Source organism: Janthinobacterium tructae (assembly GCF_006517255.1).
GTDB classification, from domain to species: domain Bacteria; phylum Pseudomonadota; class Gammaproteobacteria; order Burkholderiales; family Burkholderiaceae_D; genus Janthinobacterium; species Janthinobacterium tructae.
The window spans coordinates 5108150-5126772 of record NZ_CP041185.1 but is presented as its reverse complement, the minus strand read 5'-3'; the positions used below and the strand labels follow the sequence as shown (position 1 = coordinate 5126772).

Below are 18623 nucleotides of genomic sequence, written 5' to 3'. Positions count from 1 at the left end.
ACATGATTGAATTTCAGCACGTCTCCAAGCAATACTCCGCCGATGCCGTGGCCCTCAGCGACATTTCGCTGAGCATTGCCAAAGGCGAGCTGGTCTTTCTGGCCGGCCCGTCCGGCGCCGGCAAGTCCACCCTGCTGAAAATGATCGCCGCCATGGAGCGCCCCAGTTCGGGCAAGCTGATCGTCAATGGTCAGGACATGGCGAAAATCAAGCCGGCCGGCGTGCCCTTTCTGCGCCGCAACATGGGCCTGATCTTCCAGCAGCAAAAACTACTGAACGACCGCTCCATCCTGGCCAACGTGATGCTGCCGCTGCTCGTCGTCGGCGCGCATAAAGTTGCTGCGGAGCAGCGCGCGCGCGCCGCCCTCGATAAAGTGGGCCTGCTGGACCGCGCCATGGCGCGCCCGCTGTCGCTGTCGGGCGGGGAACAGCAGCGCGTGTCCATCGCGCGCGCCATCGTCAACCGGCCACAGATCATCCTGGCCGACGAACCGACGGCCAACCTGGACCGCGCCAGCGCCAACAAGGTGCTCGACGCCCTGAAAGCGTTTCACTCGGTAGGCGTGACCTGCCTCATTTCCAGCCATGACGAACAGATGCTCGACGCCGCCGCCCGCGTGATCCACCTGAAGAACGGCCAATTAGTCGCCATCGACAAGGCCACGCAGGCGCCCGTCTTCGCGCCGCCCGATCCCGATTTCGCGCCCTCCCCCGACCCGGACGACGCGCAGGGAGAACAGGCATGAGAGGCTGGTTCCGTCAACACCGCTTCGCGCTCGGTTCGGCGCTGATCCATCTGCGCAAGTCGCCAGGCGGCTTCCTGTTGAACGTGCTCGTCGTCGCCATCGCCCTGTCGCTGCCGTTCGCCGGCTTGACCATGCTCGACAATGTGCGCCCCATGTCGGAACAGATGTCGGTCGACCCGGAAATCAGCGTTTTCCTGAAGATCGACACGCCGCGCGAGCAAGCCGTGGCCCTGGCGGGCGCCATGCGCAAGATCGTCGGCGCGCAAAAGGCGAAGATCGTCTTCATCCCGCGCGAACAGGCGCTCGACACCCTGAAAAACAAGAACGGCCTGGCCGACGTGCTCAGCACACTGGGCGACAATCCCTTGCCCGACAGCTATGTGCTGAAACTCGATGCGTTCAGCAGCGCCAGCGAAGCGCAGGATGTCGACGCGGTGGCGGAGCAGCTGCGCCACCTGCCTGGCGTGGAATCGGCGCAAGTCGATTCGGCCTGGGTCAAGCGCCTGGCGGCCCTGCTGGGCGTGCTGCGCCTGGTGCTGCTGCTGCTGGCCATCACCCTGGGCGTGGCCGTGATCGCCGTGGTCTTCAATACCATCCGCCTGCAAGTGATGCAGCAGCGCGATGAAATCAGCATCTCGAAATTGATCGGCGCCACGGATACCTTCATCCACCGCCCCTTCTATTACACGGGCGCCCTGCTGGGCCTGTGCGCCGGTGCGCTGGCCCTGGGCGCAGTGGCGCTGGCCTTGCAGCCGCTCAATACCGCGATTGCCGAGTTTGCCCGCCTGTATGCGTCCGAATTCCAGCTGGTGCCGCTGGCGCCGCTGCCGATGGCCGGCTTGCTGGCCGTCAGCGCCGGCCTGGGCCTGATCGGCGCCTTCCTCTGCGTGCAGCGCCACCTGGCGCGCCTGAACTGACCATTCCCTTCCATGGCGGCGCCGCAGGCGCCGCCATGCGTCCCCATATGCTGTTATCTTGATATTTAGCAAGTATTCTTAAGGTTCGCTTCAGCCAGAGGCCGTAGACTAGCTACGTTGTCGTGAAGCGGCCTGCAGAGCCACTCCAATCGCTGTTCATATACATTTATCAAGCATTACATCGCCATAGTATTTAGGCTATCAGGACGATTAAATGTGCTGATTGGCACTCTCGAGCGGAGAGTGCTAATATAGGAACATACCAAACGCAGAACCGCCATGGATGCCAGATCAAGATGGTGCCGCGATCTGCAAAGTGCAAGACCGAATACTTAAAACGACTAGATAAGCGGACCACGTCGCGTGACGTGGTCAACTGGAACAAAGCAAGACTACGAGGGAGAAAACATGACTATGATGTCCGCAACGTCCGCATTGGTTCCGACCAAAAGTAATGCGCTGGGCCTCGGGTTCACTGGCAATCTGGGCAATATCGACGCCTATATTTCGGCCGTGAATCGCCTGCCCATGTTGACCCATGACGAAGAAATCTCGCTGGCAAAACGCCTGCGTGAAAAAAATGACCTGGCCGCCGCGCAAGAACTGGTGCTGTCGCACCTGCGCCTGGTGGTCTCGATTGCCCGCGGCTATCTGGGCTATGGCTTGCCGCACGCCGACCTGATTCAGGAAGGCAATATCGGCTTGATGAAAGCCGTGAAACGCTTCGATCCGGACCAGGGCGTGCGCTTGGTGTCGTACGCCATGCACTGGGTGAAAGCCGAGATGCACGAGTACATCCTGAAAAACTGGCGCCTGGTCAAGGTCGCGACGACGAAGGCGCAGCGCAAGCTGTTCTTCAACCTGCGCAGCCACAAGACGGGCCTGGACGCGATGACGCCGAAGCAAGTCGATGCGCTGGCCAAGCTGCTCGACGTGAAACGCGAAGAAGTGATCGAAATGGAAACGCGTTTGAGCGGCCGCGACATCGCGCTGGAATCGCCGACCGACGATGAAGACGACAAGTTTTCGCCGATCGCCTACTTGTCGTCGGAGCAAAGCGAGCCGACCAAGGTGCTGGAAGCGGAACAAGTGACGCGTCTGCAATCGGAAGGTCTGGAAACGGCACTGTCCAAGCTGGACGCCCGTTCGCGCCGCATCATCGAAGCGCGCTGGCTGGCCAACGACGACGGTTCCGGCGCCACCCTGCACGCTTTGGCAGAAGAGTTCGGCGTATCGGCCGAACGCATCCGCCAGATCGAAGTGGCGGCGCTGAAAAAAATGAAGGGCGCGCTGGCCGCCTGGGTGTAAGCACAAGCAATGTCGCAATGCAAAAGGCGCCGCAAGGCGCCTTTTAGTTTTACAAATGATATTTATCAACAGATAAACATTGTCAACCCTTATGCTGCAGCCAAGCCCTTGGTGATCAGCTCGGCGACCAATTCATTCAGATCCGCATCGCGCTCCTTGGCCAGGGTCTGCAATTGCAACACCAGATCGCTATTCAGCTTGACGGCGAATGGCACCAGGCCCAGGGCCTGATCGCGCTTGCGCTGCTCGCGGCGGTCGACGACCACCGCTTCCTTACCGAATGCACCGGCGCCGGGAACATTCATCTTTCCCATCAGTTTCTTGGCATCGCTTTTCGCCAGGGCAGTTTTTTTCATGGTTGTTTCCTGATTTTCAAAACAGCCATTCTACGCAGTAATCGGCGTGCCGCGTGGCCGGCGCATCAATTCATCGGCAGCGCGCCAATAGTGCGCCGAAAAAATATCATTTTGTTACCATCATTCTATCCCCCGTGTGAACAAGCACGCCAGGGACGCTCTACCTGAAAGGAAAAACATGCTTCACCTGACCCGCTCTTATCGTACCTTGCTGCTGCCACTGCTCATCGCCTGCCTGGCCGTGCTGGCTGGCTGCGGCGCGGCCGGCAGCGCCGGCGACGCGGAAAACACGCCGCGCAGCGTCACCCACGTGCTCTCGCCGGGCCAGCAAGTGGCCATCACGGCCACCGATACCCTGAAACTCGAGCGTGTCAACGACAGCCGCTGCCGCAAGGGCGCCGTATGCGTGTGGAAAGGCTATGTCAGCTACAGTTTCAGTTTGCTCAATAGCGCCGGCGCCACCGACATCGTCTTGTCCGATTCCATGCCCGGCGCCGCCAGTTCCGTCAGCGTCAACCACCTGACGTTCACCCTGCTCGACGTCGACCCGGCCACGCCGCCCACCCTCAACGCGGCCGCGCCCGCGTATCGGGTCAAGGTGAAGATCACGCAGGGCGCGCTGCCCCGCTAACTTCGTGGCGCTGGCGGCTGTCAGCGGGCGCCTGTTAGCGCTCCAGCATACCGTAATCGCGCACACGGCAGCGCATCGCCCTCGCGCATCAGACGACTAAAGCTTTGTAGCAAGGCATCGACGTGCCGCAATTGCAGCAGCGCCGCCGCTTCGCCCGTGCCTGCCTGGACTGAAGCGAGCGGCGCCTGCTGGCCGCCTTCGCTGGCTAAACGGTGCCGGCATTTTGTATACCAGAAGCAACTATCGGAGCGAAAAGTACCCTTTTGTTATTGTTTTCATTCATCATATGCTGCCCCCTTGAGCAATCATTTTGACCTTCGGCTATAGAAAGAGTCCATCTTGAAAACAGTGTCAACCAGCACGAGTCCCGCCGCTACCTGCCATAACTGCAATACCAATGCACCAGGCAACTTCTGTAGCGCCTGTGGCCAGGCGACGACCCTGCACGTGCCCAGCGCGCGTGAATTCCTGCATGAATTTGTCGCGCATTATGTAGCGCTCGAAGGCAAGCTCTGGCGTACACTGGCCTTGCTGCTGTTTCGTCCTGGCGCACTGAGCAATGAATACCTCGCGGGACGCCGCGTGCGCTACGTCGAGCCGTTGCGGGTGTACCTGACCTTCAGCATCCTGTTCTTTGCCATCCTCAAGTTCAGCAGCCCCGACGTATTCCTCACCGTCCATGGCCAGCAAGCCCAAGTGAGTGCCCATGGCACCCCTCAAATTGCGGAAAACAAGTCATCGACCATGCAGGTCAGCATTTTGGGCCAGACACCCACCCTGCCGCGCCAATGGCAAGACTTTGAGCAACTTCCTACGGCCGAGAAACAAAAACTCGTGGTGGACAGCTTTTTTCATTACGCGCCGTACGCCATGTTTTGCCTGATGCCACTGTTCGCCCTCTTCCTGAAAATCCTCTACCTGGGCAGCGGACGGCGCTATGGCGAGCATTTCCTGTTCGCCCTGCATACGAATGCCTTCGCTTTCGTCACGATGGCCCTGATGAGTTTGATCCCCGTCGATCTTATCCGCCTTGCGCTTGGCGCCTGGCTGCTCGCCTATCTACCTTGGGCCATGTGGCGCGTATATCCAAGCGGCAAACTCGCTACCGTCTGCCGCTGGCTGTTTTTGATGACAGCCTACGGCCTCGCCATGAGCCTGGCGATACTAGCCTGCATTGCCATGGGCGTGATGTTGCGCCACTAAGAAGCGCTCTGGCGGCGCCGTATCGGGCTATCATCCCGCACGCTATCTTTTTTGGGGTGCATGATGATTGCCTTCGAAGGCTTGTCCAAACAGTACGGCACGTTCGAGGCCCTCAAACCATTGACCTTGCAAGTGGGCAAAGGAGAGGTCTTCGGCTTCCTGGGCCCGAATGGTGCCGGCAAGACCACCACCATCCGCATGCTGATGGGCATCCTGGTTCCCAGCAGCGGCCGCGTGCTGGTCGATGGCCTCGATTGTCACCGCGACGGTGCCGCCGTCAAGCGCAAGGTGGGCTACCTGCCCGACAACCCGATCTTTTACGATTATTTGCGGGGCCGTGAAATCCTGCAATTCGTCGCCGAAATGCATGGTTTTTCGCGCGCGGATGCGGCCGAACGCGCGACGCGTCTGTTGACGGAATTCGGCCTGGACGAGGCGGCCGAAGACTTTGCCGTCAATTATTCGCTGGGCATGAAGAAAAAACTGGGCCTGGCCTGCGCGCTGATCCACGATCCGGCCGTGCTGATCCTCGATGAACCGATCAACGGCCTGGATCCGCGTGCCTCGCGCGAGGTACAGGAACGGCTGCTGCGCATCGCCGCCGCCGGCACCACCATCTTCGTTTCCACCCATTTGCTCGACATGGCGCAAAAACTGTGCAGCCGCGTGGCCATCATCCACCTCGGTGCGCTGGCGGCCACGGGCAGCCTGGACGAGATTCGCCGGCAGCTGTCCAGCGACGGCAGCCTGGAAGAACTCTTCCTGCAGCTTACCGATGAAACGGCCGCCGCATGACGCCGGTACCGCCCACCGCCTGGCGCGCCATCTGGCTGCTGACGCGCTTGCGCCTGCAGCGTTTGCTCAACGTCAGCGGCCGTGGCTTGTCCTTCAAGAAAAACACCAAGAGCCGCCCCGCCACGCCAGGCAAGAAACGGGGCCGCTGGCTGCTGGGCGTGCTGCTATTGCTGCCCATGTTGTTTTCCTTCGGCAGTATCGCGCGCCATGGCGTGCTCAACATGCATTGCCGGCTCGACCAGGTGGCGGCCTGCCAGGCGCAAGGCAGCATGCAGGCGGGCGAACGCCTGCTGGCACCCGTCATCGCCGAATTGATCGAGCGCCCGTTCAGCACGGCACTGGCAGGCGGCCTGGCCCTGCAATTGATGCTGCTGTGGCTGGTCAGCGTGTTGTTGCCGCTAGGCATGGGCGAGCTGTCGAAACCGGACTGGGACCTGGAATGGCTGGTCACCTTGCCGGTCGACAAAGCCACGCTGCTGTGGGCGCGCGTGCTCGAACGCACGCTCGTCAATCCGGCCGGCCTGCTGGCCTTATGGCCCAGCACCACCATGATCGCCTGGTATTCGGATCAGGGCTGGTTTTCTCCGCTGTCCGGACTGGTGGCCAGCCTGCTGCTGCTGGCCCTGGCCGCCATGCTGCGCACCCTGGTCGATACGGGCCTGCGCCTGTCGCTCAGTCCGTCCCAACTGGGCAACCTGCAGGCCCTGCTCTCGCTGGCGGGCCTGTTTCCCATGTATACGGGCATGTCTTTTGGCATAGGCGCGGGCGGCTTTGCCCATGGCTGGGCCGCGGCCATGCCCGCCTGGAGCAGCTGGACGCCGCCCGGCCTGCTGGTGCGTGTGCTCAATGCCGGCAGCCTTGCGGCCGCGCTGTTGCCAGCCTGCCTGCTGCTGGCGCAAGTGCTGCTGTTGATGCTGCTGGGCATGGCGATGCTGCGCCGCCAGCTGCGCCACGGCGTGGTGGGCGCGGGCCAGCGCGAAGCCAGCCGCAAGCGCTCCCCGGCGGCGCTGCCCGCTGGCCAGTGGCGCGCCCGCATCGGCACGGTGATTCAGCGCCGCGAATTGACCCTGCTGATACGCGACCGTAATTTCATGGTGCAAACGCTGCTGATGCCGCTCCTGATCCTCGGCGGCCAGGCTTTTTTTTCGGGCCAGGCACGCGACATGCACGCGCTGCTGGCCAGCCCCGCCCTGCTGGCATCGACCGGCTTTTTCCTCGGCAGCTATGTGCTGATGATGTCGGCCTTCCAGACCCTGAACAAGGAAGGGGGCGCGCTGTGGCTGCTGTACACATTTCCCGTTTCCGTTGAGCAGGCGCTGCGGCAAAAGGCGCAATTGTGGGCCGTGCTGGCCCTGCTGTATCCACTCATCCTGTTTGGCGCGGCGCTGGCCTGGCTGCCCGCATGGCGCTGGGACATGGCGGGACTGATGCTGCTGGCCCTGGCCGGCATTCCCCTGTATTCGATGATCGCCGTGGCGCTGGGGGTGTTTGCCAGCGATCCGCTGGCCAGCGAAGCGACGGCGAAGATACGCCCCACGTATATGTATCTGTATTTGCTGCTGACCGGCTTGTACCTCGCCGCGCTGGCGGCCGGCAGCGTGGCGCAGCAACTGGTGTTTGTCGTGCTGACGGTGGCGCTGGCCCTGGCACTGTGGCAAAAGGCGCGCGACGAGCTGCCGTACCTGCTCGATCCGGCCGCCTCGCCGCCGGCCAGGGTGTCGGCCTCGGATGGCTTGATCGCCGCCATGCTGTTTTTTATCCTGCAGACACTGGCCTTGCTCCTGCTCAAGGACGCGGCCGGTGCAACGCTGGCGCACGTGACCATCGCCTTCGGCAGCGCGGGCGCGCTCACCTATGTCCTGGTGCGCCTCGTCTACTGGCGCAGCAAGACGGCAGGCGTGCCGCGCATCGGGCCAGGCCGGCAAGCGTGGCGCCGGGGCGCGGCAGCCGCGCTGCTGGCGGCCCTCTTCGGCATCGGCTACCTGGCCATCGCGCAAGCCTGTGGCTGGTCAGCTGCGCGCGCGCCGCTGTCGGCCGGGGCGGGCTGGGACGGAGTCTGGCTGGCAGGGCTGACGCTGCTGGCCGCGCCCTTGTGCGAGGAATTCATTTTCCGTGGCCTGATCCAGGGCGGCCTGCGCCGCTCGCTGCCCGCCTGGCAGGCGATCGGCATCAGCGCGGCCATCTTTGCCATCGTGCATCCGCCTGTCTCCATGCTGCCCGTCTTCGTGCTGGGCCTGTGCGCGGGCGCCGCCTATGAACGCAGCCGTTCGCTGCTGGCGCCCATGCTGGCGCACGCCGGCTACAACGCGGCCATCCTCGCGGTGCAACTCTATGCATGAGCATAGGCAAGTTTGTTAGAATCGCACACGTTTCCGTCCGTATCCCAACCCCTGACTACGCACAGATCACGCATGCATCCACGCTTGTTCGCACCCTTTGTCCTCGTTGCACTGCTGAGCGGCTGCACGGTACTCGCCCTGCGCCCCAACAGCGGCGTCGAAAACCGCACGTTCACCGTGCAGGAAACCCCACGCCTGCGCATCGATGCGCCCAAGGCACGCATCCAGAATCCGATGCCCAACGACCACTTCATCGGCATCGCCCTGTCCGGCGGCGGCAGCCGCGCCGCCAATTTCTCGGCCGCCTCGCTGGAGCAGCTGGAAGAGTTTGGCCTCGTCAGCGGCGCCTCTGCCATCTCCGGCGTCTCGGGCGGCGCCATCGCGGGCGGCTACTATGCGCTGCATGGCAAGCAAACGAATTGGCCCTTGCTGCGCAGCAAACTCAAAACGGATTTCTTCGGCCAGACCATTTTGAAACCGGCCAATCTGACGACGATGTTGTTGACGAACAAGACGCGCACCTCGTTCCTGTCCGACGTGCTGGACGATGTGCTGTACGACAAGAAAACCTACCAGGACTTGCCGCACGACGGCCCCATCTTCCTGGCCAACGCGACGGACGCCACCGATGGCGGCAAGCGCGTGGTGTTTTCCTATGAGTATTTTTACGGCACCCTGCATTCGCCGATCCAGGATATCCGCCTGGCCACGGCCGTGGCCACCTCGGCCGCCTTTCCCGGCGTGTTCGATTCCGTCACCTTCGAGCGTTTCCGCCCGAAAAACAGTTTCGTGCCGGAACTCGGTTCCGAATCGCGCGAATCGCCGTCCTACGTGCACCTGTTCGACGGCGGCGCGGCCGACAACCTGGGCGTGGAAACCCTGTGGGACGTGGCCCTGACGCAGCTGTACGGCAACGACATGGCCGTCGTGCCGCCGCGCCTGAACAGCAAGCCCTTCATCCTCATTGCCATCGATGCCAACGCGCCCAATTCCAGCGCCGTCTTCGAAAAAATGTCGGACGAGCGCCAGCCGCTGGATCGCATCTTCAACAAGAATATCTACGATGCCGTCGACGCCCTGTTTTCGCGCCAGCGCAAGGAAAACCTCGTCAAGATGGGCTTTGGGCAAGCCCGCTTCGACACCATCACGCATGAAAACTTTGGCGACCTGAGCCAGAAGTTCGTCAAGGGCAAGCGCACCTCGGCCTTTGCCATTCCCGTGCTGTGCCGCCCCCACCTGGGCCAGTACCGCTGCGAAGTCGATGCGGCCGATCCCTTGCCGGGCCAGATCCGCACGCGGCTGGAAGGCTTTTCCTGGCATATTTCCATCGACCAGATCGCTTCGCTGGCGCTGCGTCTGTCCAGCGGCGACGCGCAAGTCGATGGCGCGCGCAAGGAAGAGCGCGCCGCCCTCGTCAAGCTGCAACGCCTGGCCACGCAAACGAAAACCCATCTGAAGCTGACGGGCCCGGAAAACTGCAGCCCGGACGTCTTGCAAGCGGCCCTGTACAGCGCCGCGCGCGTGCTGATCCTCGATGACGAGGAATCGCGCTTTGCCCTGTGCGATTACATGCTGGCGGGCCAGCTGATCAATGACGATACCGTCTGCAAGCAGCGCTATGTGCACGCCGTGCCCCGCTTCGCCATCGAAAGTGAAGATTTGCAGTACCGCAACCTGAGTTCGGACGGCAATTCCGTGAACGTGCCGATACGCTGCAAGAAGTAAGCGCGTACAAAAAAGCCCGCACGATCGCTCGTGCGGGCTTTAGCGCAAGGATTCCTGGCGCCCGGCTGATTTAGATCAACCGACTGCGCCTGCGCATGTAGCTGCGGCTTAACGCACCTTCCAGTTCCTGCTCCGTTTTATGCTGGTTCACCGTGTACAGGGCCCACAGGGCCGCCGGCGCCCAGCCGATCACAGTGCACTGCAAGATCAAGGCGGCGGCACCGGCCAGCGGGCGCCCCAGCATGAAAAACGTGAGACACGGAAGTAGCAAGGCTATCAGCAATCGCATCACGACATACTCTCCTTCAATATAGAGCAGCGGACAAGGGCCGGTATCCGGTCCGTCCCCCGCCCGCTGCGTACTGCTCCTTATAGATGCACGGTAATCTGCGGCATCAAGTCGTCAAACGTGCGACCGTTGCCGTTTTCACCGATGGCGTGCATCTTCCATTCGCCGTTATGGCGGTACAGCCTGGCCATGATCTGTGCCGTGTGGGAACCTTGCACAGACAGGTTGAAACGCGCGACTTCCTGGTTATTGCTGGCATTCAAGATGCGGCAATAGGCGTTTTCCACCTGCGAGAAATTCTGGCCAGTAAAGCTGTTGACGGTGAAGACCAGGCTTTTCACGTGCGCCGGCACTTTCGACAGATCAACATTGATCTGTTCGTCGTCGCCATCGCCCGCACCCGTGCGGTTGTCGCCCGTGTGAACGACACTGCCGTCCTTGCTTTTCAGCTGGCGGAACCAGACGATGTCGGACGTGCTCTTGTTCTCGTCGAACATGACGCACGACGCGTCCAGGTCGACGGCTTCGGTCTTCGAACCGAAACCGAGGAAACCCTTGGTCTTGACCGCATCCCAGCCCAGGCCCATGGTGATACGGGTCAGGGTGGCACCAGCTTCTTTATCCAGAGAAATCTTCTGGCCTTTGCTCAAATTGACAGACATACGCATAGCTCCTGTTTGCTTGGTTACATCAAATGTTAGTTACGCCGGCTTGCTTTGGGTCCAGGCGAGGAAGGCTGCGCGGTTACGCGAGCACACGAGGATTTTTCCCGTGCCTGAAAACTTCAGCACTACGCCCTCGCCGCTGGTCTGGCTATTGATCAAATTGCCCAGAAAGCCGCCGCTGCTGCCGGTCGTCATGGAAATTTCGTATTGCAGGCGGTTATCCCAGCACACGACGTGCGAGTTATCGATCACCACGTCCTTGCCAGGCGTCACTTCCAGTATCGACATCGCGCCAAAACCGGAGACCGCCAACTGGCCGCTGCCTGCCGTCTCGGTGATGAAAAAACCACCGCTCTGGGCAAACAGCGCATTGCCAAGGCTTTGCGTGCGCACCTTCAATTCCACGCCAGCACTGGCCGCCACGAAGGCGCCGTCGCTGATCATGTATTGCTGGGCGCCCACATCCAGCACCCGCATCGCGCCGGGCAAGGTAGGCGACAGCAGACAGTCGCCGTCGCCCCGCATGGCCTCGATATGCTGCTGAAAGAACGATTCCCCGTTGGCAAAGGTGCGCAACAGCGCGGCGCCTATGCCGCCAGTCATCTTGCCTTTCAGCTCAAGATTGGTTTCCATCATCACCATCGCGTTGGATTCGCAATAAATCTTCTCGCCCTTGGCAAGCGACACATGCAGGAACGGGTCGACATCCCCTGTCACATTAAAAACTGGCATTCAACTGTTCCTTCCTTGCCGATGATGGTGATGGCGGCGGCCCGCATCGCGGACCGCCTTTGCTATTGACGACTTATACGCCGACGCCGAACGATGCTGCCAGGGGGCCCAGGCCGCCCTTGTAGCCCTGGCCGATGGCCTTGAATTTCCAATCGGCGCCATTGCGGTAGATTTCACCGAAGACCATCGCCGTTTCCGCCGAACCGTCTTCCGACAGGTCGAAGCGGGCGATTTCCGTGTTGCCGTTGGCATTCACGCAACGCACGTACGCCTTCGACACCATACCAAAGTTTTGCTTGCGCGCTTCGGCATCGTGAATCGTGACGCAGACGGCGATCTTGTCGATCTCGGCTGGCACCGTGGCCAGGTCGACGATGACGGTTTCATCATCGCCATCGCCAGCGCCGGTGGTGTTGTCGCCCGAGTGGGTGACGGAACCGTCGCTCGATTTCAGGTTGTTGTAAAAAATCATGTCGACGTCGGCGCGAACCTTGCCGTCGGCCTTCAGCAGGAAGATCGAACCGTCGATGTCGAATGCGGCGCCGTCGGTGGCGCGGGCATCCCAGCCCAGGCCGATGATCATCTTCGAAATGCCGGGGGCTTCTTTGCTCAGGTTGACGTTGCCGCCTTTTTGCAGACTGATTGCCATGATGTGTTTCTCCTATGTGGGTTGTGTATGACCAAACACCTGGCGCCCTCCACCGGCCTGACTCCCCAGGCCGGCGGCGACGCTTGCTACAACTTGCCGACAAACGGGTGTAGTCGTTTGCCGCGCATTCTTTACACTGCCTTGACCGGCTCCAGCGCTTGCGTCTGGCCTTCTTCGTGCGCCATCCTGCGCTTGTAGCGAATCGACGACCACAGCGAGGCGAGAATGAAAGCCACCCCAATCAGACCCGTGAAGATCTCGGGAATGTGGAACTTCATGCTGACCAACATGATCACGGCCAGGATACCGATCGCATAGTGCGCGCCGTGCTCCAGATAAACGAACTCGTCGAGCGTGCCCTTGCGCACCAGGAACACCGTCATCGAACGCACGAACATCGCGCCGATTGCCAGGCCCAGCATGATGATCACGACATCCTTGGTGATGGCAAACGCGCCGATCACGCCGTCAAAGCTGAACGAGGCGTCGAGCACTTCCAGGTACAGGAAGCCGCCAATACCGCCGCGCTTGATGATGTCACCCATGTTGCCATCGCCGTTATCGCCTTCCAGCAAGCCGCTGATCACATCGACGCCCACGTAGGTCAAAATACCCCACAGGCCGGCCGTCAGTACCACCAGTTTCTGGCCTTCGTCGATCATCGACAGGCTGGCCATCAGGGTGCCCAGCGCGATCATCACGGAAATCGACGAGATCTTGCCCAGCGCACCCAGTTTTTCTTCAATGCGGCCCAGCCAGTGCGTTTCTTTCTCCGAGTCCAGCAGGAAGTTCAGGAACACCAGCAGCAGGAAGATACCGCCGAAAGCCGCCACTTCCGCGTGGTGATTCGTCAGGTGCATCGAATACTGTTCCGGATTGCTCAGGGCCAGATTCCATACTTCCAGCAAGCCCAGGTCGGCCGCTTGCGCCACGATAACCAGCGGGAACAGCAGACGCATGCCGAACACGGCGATGATGATACCCACGCCGAGGAACAGGTTCTGCCAGAACTTGTCCCAGTTCTTCAGCACCGAAGCGTTGACCACCGCGTTGTCAAACGACAGCGAGACTTCCATCACGCCCAGGATCACCGCAATGCCCAATGCCGACAGCATGGTCGACACGCCACCTTGCGTGTAACCCCACCAGGCGGAAATGCCCAGGCAGATAAATGTCACTAGAAAGGACACTCTGAAATGTTTCATCGATAGTTCCCCTTTATCCAAATTCAATGGAACGTAGTATATGGACATGTGACACATTTAAAAATAGAAGATAATGGAAGTATTACTTCGTAAAAACAGAAGATAGGACCATGCGATGAAAACCACCGGTTTCAATTACCGCCATTTGTACTTCTTTTGGGTGGTCGCCAAGGAAGGCGGCGTGACGCGCGCGGCCGAGCGCCTGGGACTGGCCGTGCAAACCATCAGCACCCAGCTGGCCCTGCTGGAAAAGGAGCTGGGCAAGTCCCTGCTGCAGCCGCAGGGACGGCGCCTGGTGCCGACGGAAGCGGGCCGGCTGGCGCTCGGTTATGCGGACCAGATTTTTTTGCTGGGCGAACAGATGCAGGAAGCGCTGGCCGACACGGATGCGGAAAAGATGCGCCTGACGGTGGGCATTTCCGATTCCTTGCCAAAACTGATGGCCTACCGCATGCTCGACGCCACGCGCAGCCTGGACAAGCCCGTCAAGCTCGTGTGCCTGGAAGATGAATTCGAGTCCTTGCTGGCCGACCTGGCCCTGCACAAGCTGGACCTGGTGTTGACGGACCGCGCCGTGCCGGCCGGCGCCAGCCTGCGCGTGTCCAGCCACCTGTGGGGAGAAAGCGCCATGAAGCTGTTCGCCATCCCCGCGCTGGCCGAACAATACCGCGACAATTTCCCGCACAGCCTGCACGGCGCCCCATTTTTACTGCCCGCGCGCAATAACGCCCTGCGCGGGCGCATCGACGAATGGATGGTGCAGCAAGGCGTGCGCCCCGACGTGGTCGGTGAATTCGAGGATAACGCCATGCTCAACGCGTTTGGCCGCAAGGGCCTGGGCCTGTTTTTCGCGTCCGCCAGCCTGGCGGCCGATATCGAGGAGCAATTCGGCGCCGTGCTGGTCGGTGACGCCTCGTCCCTGCGCGAACAGTTTTATGTGATTTCGAACGAGCGCAAGATCATGCACCCGGCGCTGGACGTGATCCTGGCCGCCATCCAGAGTCACCCGAAGATTCACAAGGAAACCTGATAAATCCATTCGAAAATAACGTTTGAATAATCAATCAAAAGCGATTGTAATGAAGCCTGAGACAAACACGCGCCTGTCCCTCGCCGGAAGGGCGCGACCACCATAAAAAAACAGGAGCGGCACCATGTCCACGGCAGGCAAGACGATCGATATTCCCGATCTCATCAATAACAACAGGATCGGCTCCTTCCAGATCGGCATGCTGATACTGTGCGGGCTATGCGTCATCATGGATGGCTTCGATGTACAGGCGATGGGCTATGTAGCGCCCGCCATCATTGCCGACTGGCACGTTAGCAAGGCCAACCTGGGCCCCGTGTTTGGCGCGGGCTTGCTGGGCATGCTGGTCGGCTCGCTCGTCTTCAGCATCACGGCCGACAAGTTCGGCCGCCGTCCCGTGCTGATCGGCTCGACCATCTTCTTTTCGCTGTGCATGCTGGTCACGCCGCTGGCGACGAACATCGAGCAATTGCAGCTGATCCGTTTCATCACGGGCCTGGGCCTGGGCGCCGTGATGCCGAACGCCATGGCGCTGGCCGGCGAATACAGCCCCCTGCGCAAGAAAGTCACCCTGATGATGCTGGTATCGTGCGGCTTTACGCTGGGCGCCGTGCTCGGTGGGCTGCTGTCCGCCGCGCTGATTCCCGCATTCGGCTGGCAATCCGTGTTTTACGTGGGCGGCGTGGTACCGCTCGTGATCGGTGTGCTGATGTTCTTCCTGCTGCCGGAATCGATGCAATTCCTGGTATTGAAGAAACGCAAGCTGGACAAGGTGGCGCAGTGGTTGAAACGCATCGACCCGACGGTGACCATCACGGCCGACACGCAATACGTCGTGCATGAGAAAGAACACAAGGGCGCGCCCGTGCTGCAATTGTTTACGGACGGCCGCGCGAAGATGACGATCTTGTTGTGGGTCATCAACTTCATGAACTTGCTCAATTTATATTTCCTCTCCAACTGGCTGCCGACCATCGCCAAGGAAGCGGGCCTGTCCACGGCCAACGCCGTGCTGGCCGGCACGGCCCTGCAAGTGGGCGGCACCATCGGCACCCTCGTCATGGGCCAGCTGATCGACCGCTCCAGCTTCCGCCGCATCCTGCTGCCGTGCTTCCTCGTTGCCGCAGTCGCCATTGCCCTGATCGGCCGTCCCGACGTGTCGCTGGCCTTCCTCTTCATTACGATCTTCATCGCGGGCTTTTGCGTGGTGGGCGGCCAACCGGCTGTCAACGCTCTGGCGGCCAGCTACTACCCGACCACCTTGCGCTCGACGGGCATCGGCTGGAGCCTGGGCATCGGGCGCATCGGCTCCATCATCGGCCCCGTGCTCGGTGGCGAGTTGATCCGCCTGAACTGGCCCAACAGCACGATTTTCCTCGTTGTCGCCATCCCCGCCATCGTCTCGGCCGTCATGGTGTTCGCCATGCGCGGCGGGCCGCAAACGGCGGCCAAGGGCTGAAGCAGCGTAAAAAACCCGCCGCACGCGCGCCTGCAATGGCGGCGTGCGCGGCAAAATTAGGCTATGCCGCCCTTCGTCGTTTAAGATGACGTTTTAACAGCCCATCTTTTTGCACCCCATGCACAATGTCTTGCTTGTCCTGCTAGCCTTTTTCCTGGTCGCGCTCAATGGTTTTTTTGTTGCCGCCGAGTTTGGCATTGTCACCTTGCGGCGCACGCGCATCCGCGCCATCGCCAAGACGCAGGGACTACGGGGCCGCATCCTGGCCAAGGTGCATGGCCAGCTGGACGCCTACCTGTCCGCCTGCCAGCTGGGCATCACGCTGGCATCGCTGGGACTGGGCTGGGTCGGCGAACCGGCCTTTGCCGGCCTGCTCGAACCCGTATTCGGCGCCATCGGCCTCACCTCGCAAGAACTGATACACGGCATTTCCTTCGTGCTGGCCTTCAGCGTGATTTCCTTCCTGCACATCGTCGTGGGCGAACTGGCGCCCAAATCGATGGCCATCCGCAACCCGGAAGCCGTCGGCCTGTGGAGCGCGATTCCCCTGTATGGTTTCTATTGGGCCATGTACCCGGCCATCTACCTGCTCAACGCCAGCGCCAACTGGGTGCTGCGCATGGCGGGCCTGTCCGGCAAGGGCGGCCACGATGCGCATTACTCGTCCGATGAGCTGAAACTGATCCTGCGCACCAGTCAGCCGGGCGAAAAATTTACGCGCGACGAGCGCAACATCCTGGCGCAATCGCTCGATTTCGAACAAATGACGGTGTCGGATCTGATGCGCCCGATCAATGAAGTGATCGCCCTGTACGCGTCAAACAGCGTGGAAGAAAACCTCGACACGGTGCTGCGCAACCGCTTCAGCCGCTATCCGTATTTCGACACGAATGAAGACGACGTGCTGGGCGTGGTGCACCTGAAAGACCTGTTCTTTGCCCAGCAGGCGGGCAAACCGATCACCTCGCTCACGCCGTTTTTACGTCCGGTGGACATCATTTCCGCGCGCACGCCGGCGCTGGAACTGTTCCGCCGCTTCCGCGACGGCGCGCCCCACTTCGCCCTGATCGGCGAGAAGGGCAAGCGCCCGCTGGGATTCATCACGCTGGATAACTTGCTCGGCGCCATGGTCGGCGAAATCCGCGATGAATTTCGCCGCAATGAAAACGACTGGCTCAAGCAAAGCGACGGTACCCTGATCGGCAAGGCCAGCCTGCCCATCTTCTCGCTCGAACGCATCCTCGGCATCGATATCGAAAACGAGGAACTGGGGCTGGACGACGTTGAATCGGTGGGCGGCTTGATCATGGTCAAGCTGGGGGATATCCCGAAGCAGGGCCAGCGCATCACCTTTGTCGACTTCGACATCGTCGTCAAGAAGATGAACGGGCCCCGCATCGTGCTCATCAAAGTGATCCCGAAACAGGAACGCGACCTCGACGCGGACTTACGCGATTAGTCTTTTTTCAAGGTAAGCGTATCTTTGCCCTGCGGCATGGTGGTCTCGCCCACCGTCCACGTTTGCAGCAAGCTGTACAACACCGCCAGCAAGGTCGGGCCAATAAAAATGCCGACGAAGCCGAAGGCCAGCACGCCACCCAGCACGCCCAGCAGCACCAGCAAAAACGGCAAGCTGCTGCCGCGGCTGATGAGCATGGGTTTGACCACGTTATCCACGCCGCTGATCAGCAGTGCGCCCCACACCAGCATGAAGATGCCCCAGCCCGTCTGGCCGTCATTGAACAGCCAAATGGCGGCGCCGCCCCAGATCAGGGGCGGGCCCACGGGGATCAGCGAAAAGATGAAGGTGGCCACGCCCAGCAGCGCCACGGCCGGCACGCCGGCGATCAGAAAGCCGATCACCGCCACCAGCGCCTGCGCCAGCGCCGTGCCCAGCAAGCCATACATGACTCCGCGCACGGTGCGGCTGATGGTCAGGCCGACGCCCGGCGCGCTGTCGCCGATGATGCGGCCGGCGCCCGTCATCAAGGCACGGCTCAGTTGCTGGCCATCGCGGTAGAGGAAGAAGCTGACAAACACGGCCAGGCTGGTCTGCGCCAGGCCCGTACCCAGCAAGATGCCGCCGGAAGCGAGGAAATGGCGCGCCGGCTCCAGCATGGTCTTACCCAAATTCAATAATTCCTCGCGGTCTTCCAGCAGACGCTGCAGATAACCGGCTATGGTTTCGCCCACCACGGGAATGCTGGCCAGCCAGGCCGGCGGATGCAGGCCACCCGATTCCAGCGCCGTGCGCAACTGTTCATAAATGCGCGAGACATTGTCGGCCAGGTTGTAGGTGACGAGGGCCAGCGGCAGCACGATGACCAGCACCAGGGACAGGGTCATGATGGCGGCCGCCCAGTTGCGCCGGCCTTTCAGGCGCTCGAGCAGCAGCAGGTACAGGGGCCAGCTGGAAATGCCCACGCAGGCGGCAAACAGCATGGCGGCCAGAAAGGGCCGCAAGACGAAAAAGCAGCCGATCAGCAAGAAGATGATGGCTGCCAGGCGGGCGTGGGGCTCGAAACGTTTGTCCATGTACTGCAAATCCTGAAGATGGCGCCCGGGGACGCGACC

The 18623-nt window shown here is 61.2% G+C and carries 18 protein-coding genes; 11 read left to right on the top strand and 7 right to left on the bottom strand.

The window, feature by feature from the left end; genetic code table 11:
- Positions 1-2: 2 nt before the first annotated feature.
- The 3 genes from FJQ89_RS22550 (at position 3) to rpoH (ending at position 2971) form a co-directional block, all read left to right on the top strand.
- Positions 3-746: a cell division ATP-binding protein FtsE gene (locus FJQ89_RS22550; protein WP_141171777.1), complete on the top strand. Its 744-nt coding sequence runs from the start codon at positions 3-5 to the stop codon at positions 744-746.
- Positions 743-1663, top strand: coding sequence for a permease-like cell division protein FtsX (gene ftsX, locus FJQ89_RS22545; RefSeq protein WP_141171776.1), 921 nt, complete (start codon positions 743-745; stop codon positions 1661-1663). The genes FJQ89_RS22550 and ftsX overlap by 4 nt, the downstream gene beginning before the upstream one ends.
- A gap of 414 nt (positions 1664-2077) precedes the next feature.
- A complete protein-coding gene (rpoH, locus tag FJQ89_RS22540) occupies positions 2078-2971 on the top strand; it encodes an RNA polymerase sigma factor RpoH (protein WP_141172941.1) in 894 nt (297 codons plus the stop codon).
- Positions 2972-3060: 89 nt separating this feature from the next.
- On the opposite strand, the gene FJQ89_RS22535 is transcribed toward rpoH, so the two are convergent.
- Positions 3061-3327 carry a hypothetical protein gene (locus tag FJQ89_RS22535; RefSeq protein WP_071079406.1) on the bottom strand — a complete coding sequence of 89 codons (267 nt, stop codon included), beginning with the start codon at positions 3325-3327 and terminating at the stop codon, positions 3061-3063.
- Between the two features lie 178 nt (positions 3328-3505).
- Between FJQ89_RS22535 and FJQ89_RS22530 the strand changes: the two genes are divergently transcribed.
- The 5 genes from FJQ89_RS22530 (at position 3506) to FJQ89_RS22510 (ending at position 10020) form a co-directional block, all read left to right on the top strand.
- Entirely contained in the window at positions 3506-3958 is a 453-nt protein-coding gene (locus FJQ89_RS22530) for a hypothetical protein (protein ID WP_141171775.1), read from the top strand.
- 348 nt (positions 3959-4306) lie between these two features.
- The gene (locus tag FJQ89_RS22525) at positions 4307-5161 is read left to right on the top strand and encodes a DUF3667 domain-containing protein (protein WP_243136590.1); all 855 of its coding nucleotides are present in this window, start codon (positions 4307-4309) and stop codon (positions 5159-5161) included.
- Between the two features lie 60 nt (positions 5162-5221).
- The gene (locus tag FJQ89_RS22520; protein WP_243136206.1) at positions 5222-5956 is read left to right on the top strand and encodes an ABC transporter ATP-binding protein; all 735 of its coding nucleotides are present in this window, start codon (positions 5222-5224) and stop codon (positions 5954-5956) included.
- Positions 5953-8295: a CPBP family intramembrane glutamic endopeptidase gene (locus tag FJQ89_RS22515; RefSeq protein ID WP_141171773.1), complete on the top strand. Its 2343-nt coding sequence runs from the start codon at positions 5953-5955 to the stop codon at positions 8293-8295. Before FJQ89_RS22520 ends, FJQ89_RS22515 begins: the two co-directional genes overlap by 4 nt.
- 72 nt (positions 8296-8367) lie before the next feature.
- A complete protein-coding gene (locus FJQ89_RS22510) occupies positions 8368-10020 on the top strand; it encodes a patatin-like phospholipase family protein (RefSeq protein WP_141171772.1) in 1653 nt (550 codons plus the stop codon).
- A gap of 70 nt (positions 10021-10090) precedes the next feature.
- On the opposite strand, the gene FJQ89_RS22505 is transcribed toward FJQ89_RS22510, so the two are convergent.
- The 5 genes from FJQ89_RS22505 to FJQ89_RS22485 form a co-directional block, all read right to left on the bottom strand.
- Entirely contained in the window at positions 10091-10309 is a 219-nt protein-coding gene (locus tag FJQ89_RS22505) for a hypothetical protein (RefSeq protein ID WP_034784905.1), read from the bottom strand.
- Between the two features lie 80 nt (positions 10310-10389).
- A complete protein-coding gene (locus FJQ89_RS22500) occupies positions 10390-10971 on the bottom strand; it encodes a TerD family protein (RefSeq protein WP_099760627.1) in 582 nt (193 codons plus the stop codon).
- 39 nt (positions 10972-11010) lie between these two features.
- On the bottom strand, positions 11011-11706 hold the full coding sequence (locus FJQ89_RS22495; RefSeq protein ID WP_141171771.1) for a TIGR00266 family protein: 696 nt from the start codon (positions 11704-11706) through the stop codon (positions 11011-11013).
- Positions 11707-11779: 73 nt separating this feature from the next.
- Entirely contained in the window at positions 11780-12355 is a 576-nt protein-coding gene (locus tag FJQ89_RS22490) for a TerD family protein (RefSeq protein ID WP_071079413.1), read from the bottom strand.
- Positions 12356-12486: 131 nt separating this feature from the next.
- On the bottom strand, positions 12487-13560 hold the full coding sequence (locus tag FJQ89_RS22485) for a DUF475 domain-containing protein (RefSeq protein ID WP_141171770.1): 1074 nt from the start codon (positions 13558-13560) through the stop codon (positions 12487-12489).
- A 115-nt stretch (positions 13561-13675) separates the two neighbouring features.
- Between FJQ89_RS22485 and nhaR the strand changes: the two genes are divergently transcribed.
- The 3 genes from nhaR to FJQ89_RS22470 all read left to right on the top strand — a co-directional run bounded on the left by nhaR (position 13676) and on the right by FJQ89_RS22470 (position 17508).
- Complete coding sequence (nhaR, locus tag FJQ89_RS22480) at positions 13676-14590, top strand: transcriptional activator NhaR (RefSeq protein ID WP_141171769.1); 915 nt, start codon at positions 13676-13678, stop codon at positions 14588-14590.
- A gap of 124 nt (positions 14591-14714) precedes the next feature.
- Positions 14715-16049 (top strand): MFS transporter, encoded by a 1335-nt coding sequence (locus tag FJQ89_RS22475; protein ID WP_141171768.1) that lies wholly within the window; start codon positions 14715-14717, stop codon positions 16047-16049.
- A 118-nt stretch (positions 16050-16167) separates the two neighbouring features.
- Positions 16168-17508, top strand: a complete 1341-nt coding sequence (locus FJQ89_RS22470; RefSeq protein WP_099760632.1) for a hemolysin family protein — start codon at positions 16168-16170, stop codon at positions 17506-17508.
- Here the strand turns inward: FJQ89_RS22470 and FJQ89_RS22465 are convergent.
- Positions 17505-18584: an AI-2E family transporter gene (locus FJQ89_RS22465; RefSeq protein WP_071079418.1), complete on the bottom strand. Its 1080-nt coding sequence runs from the start codon at positions 18582-18584 to the stop codon at positions 17505-17507. The two genes, FJQ89_RS22470 and FJQ89_RS22465, sit on opposite strands and share 4 nt — an antisense overlap.
- Between the last annotated feature and the right edge of the window lie 39 nt (positions 18585-18623).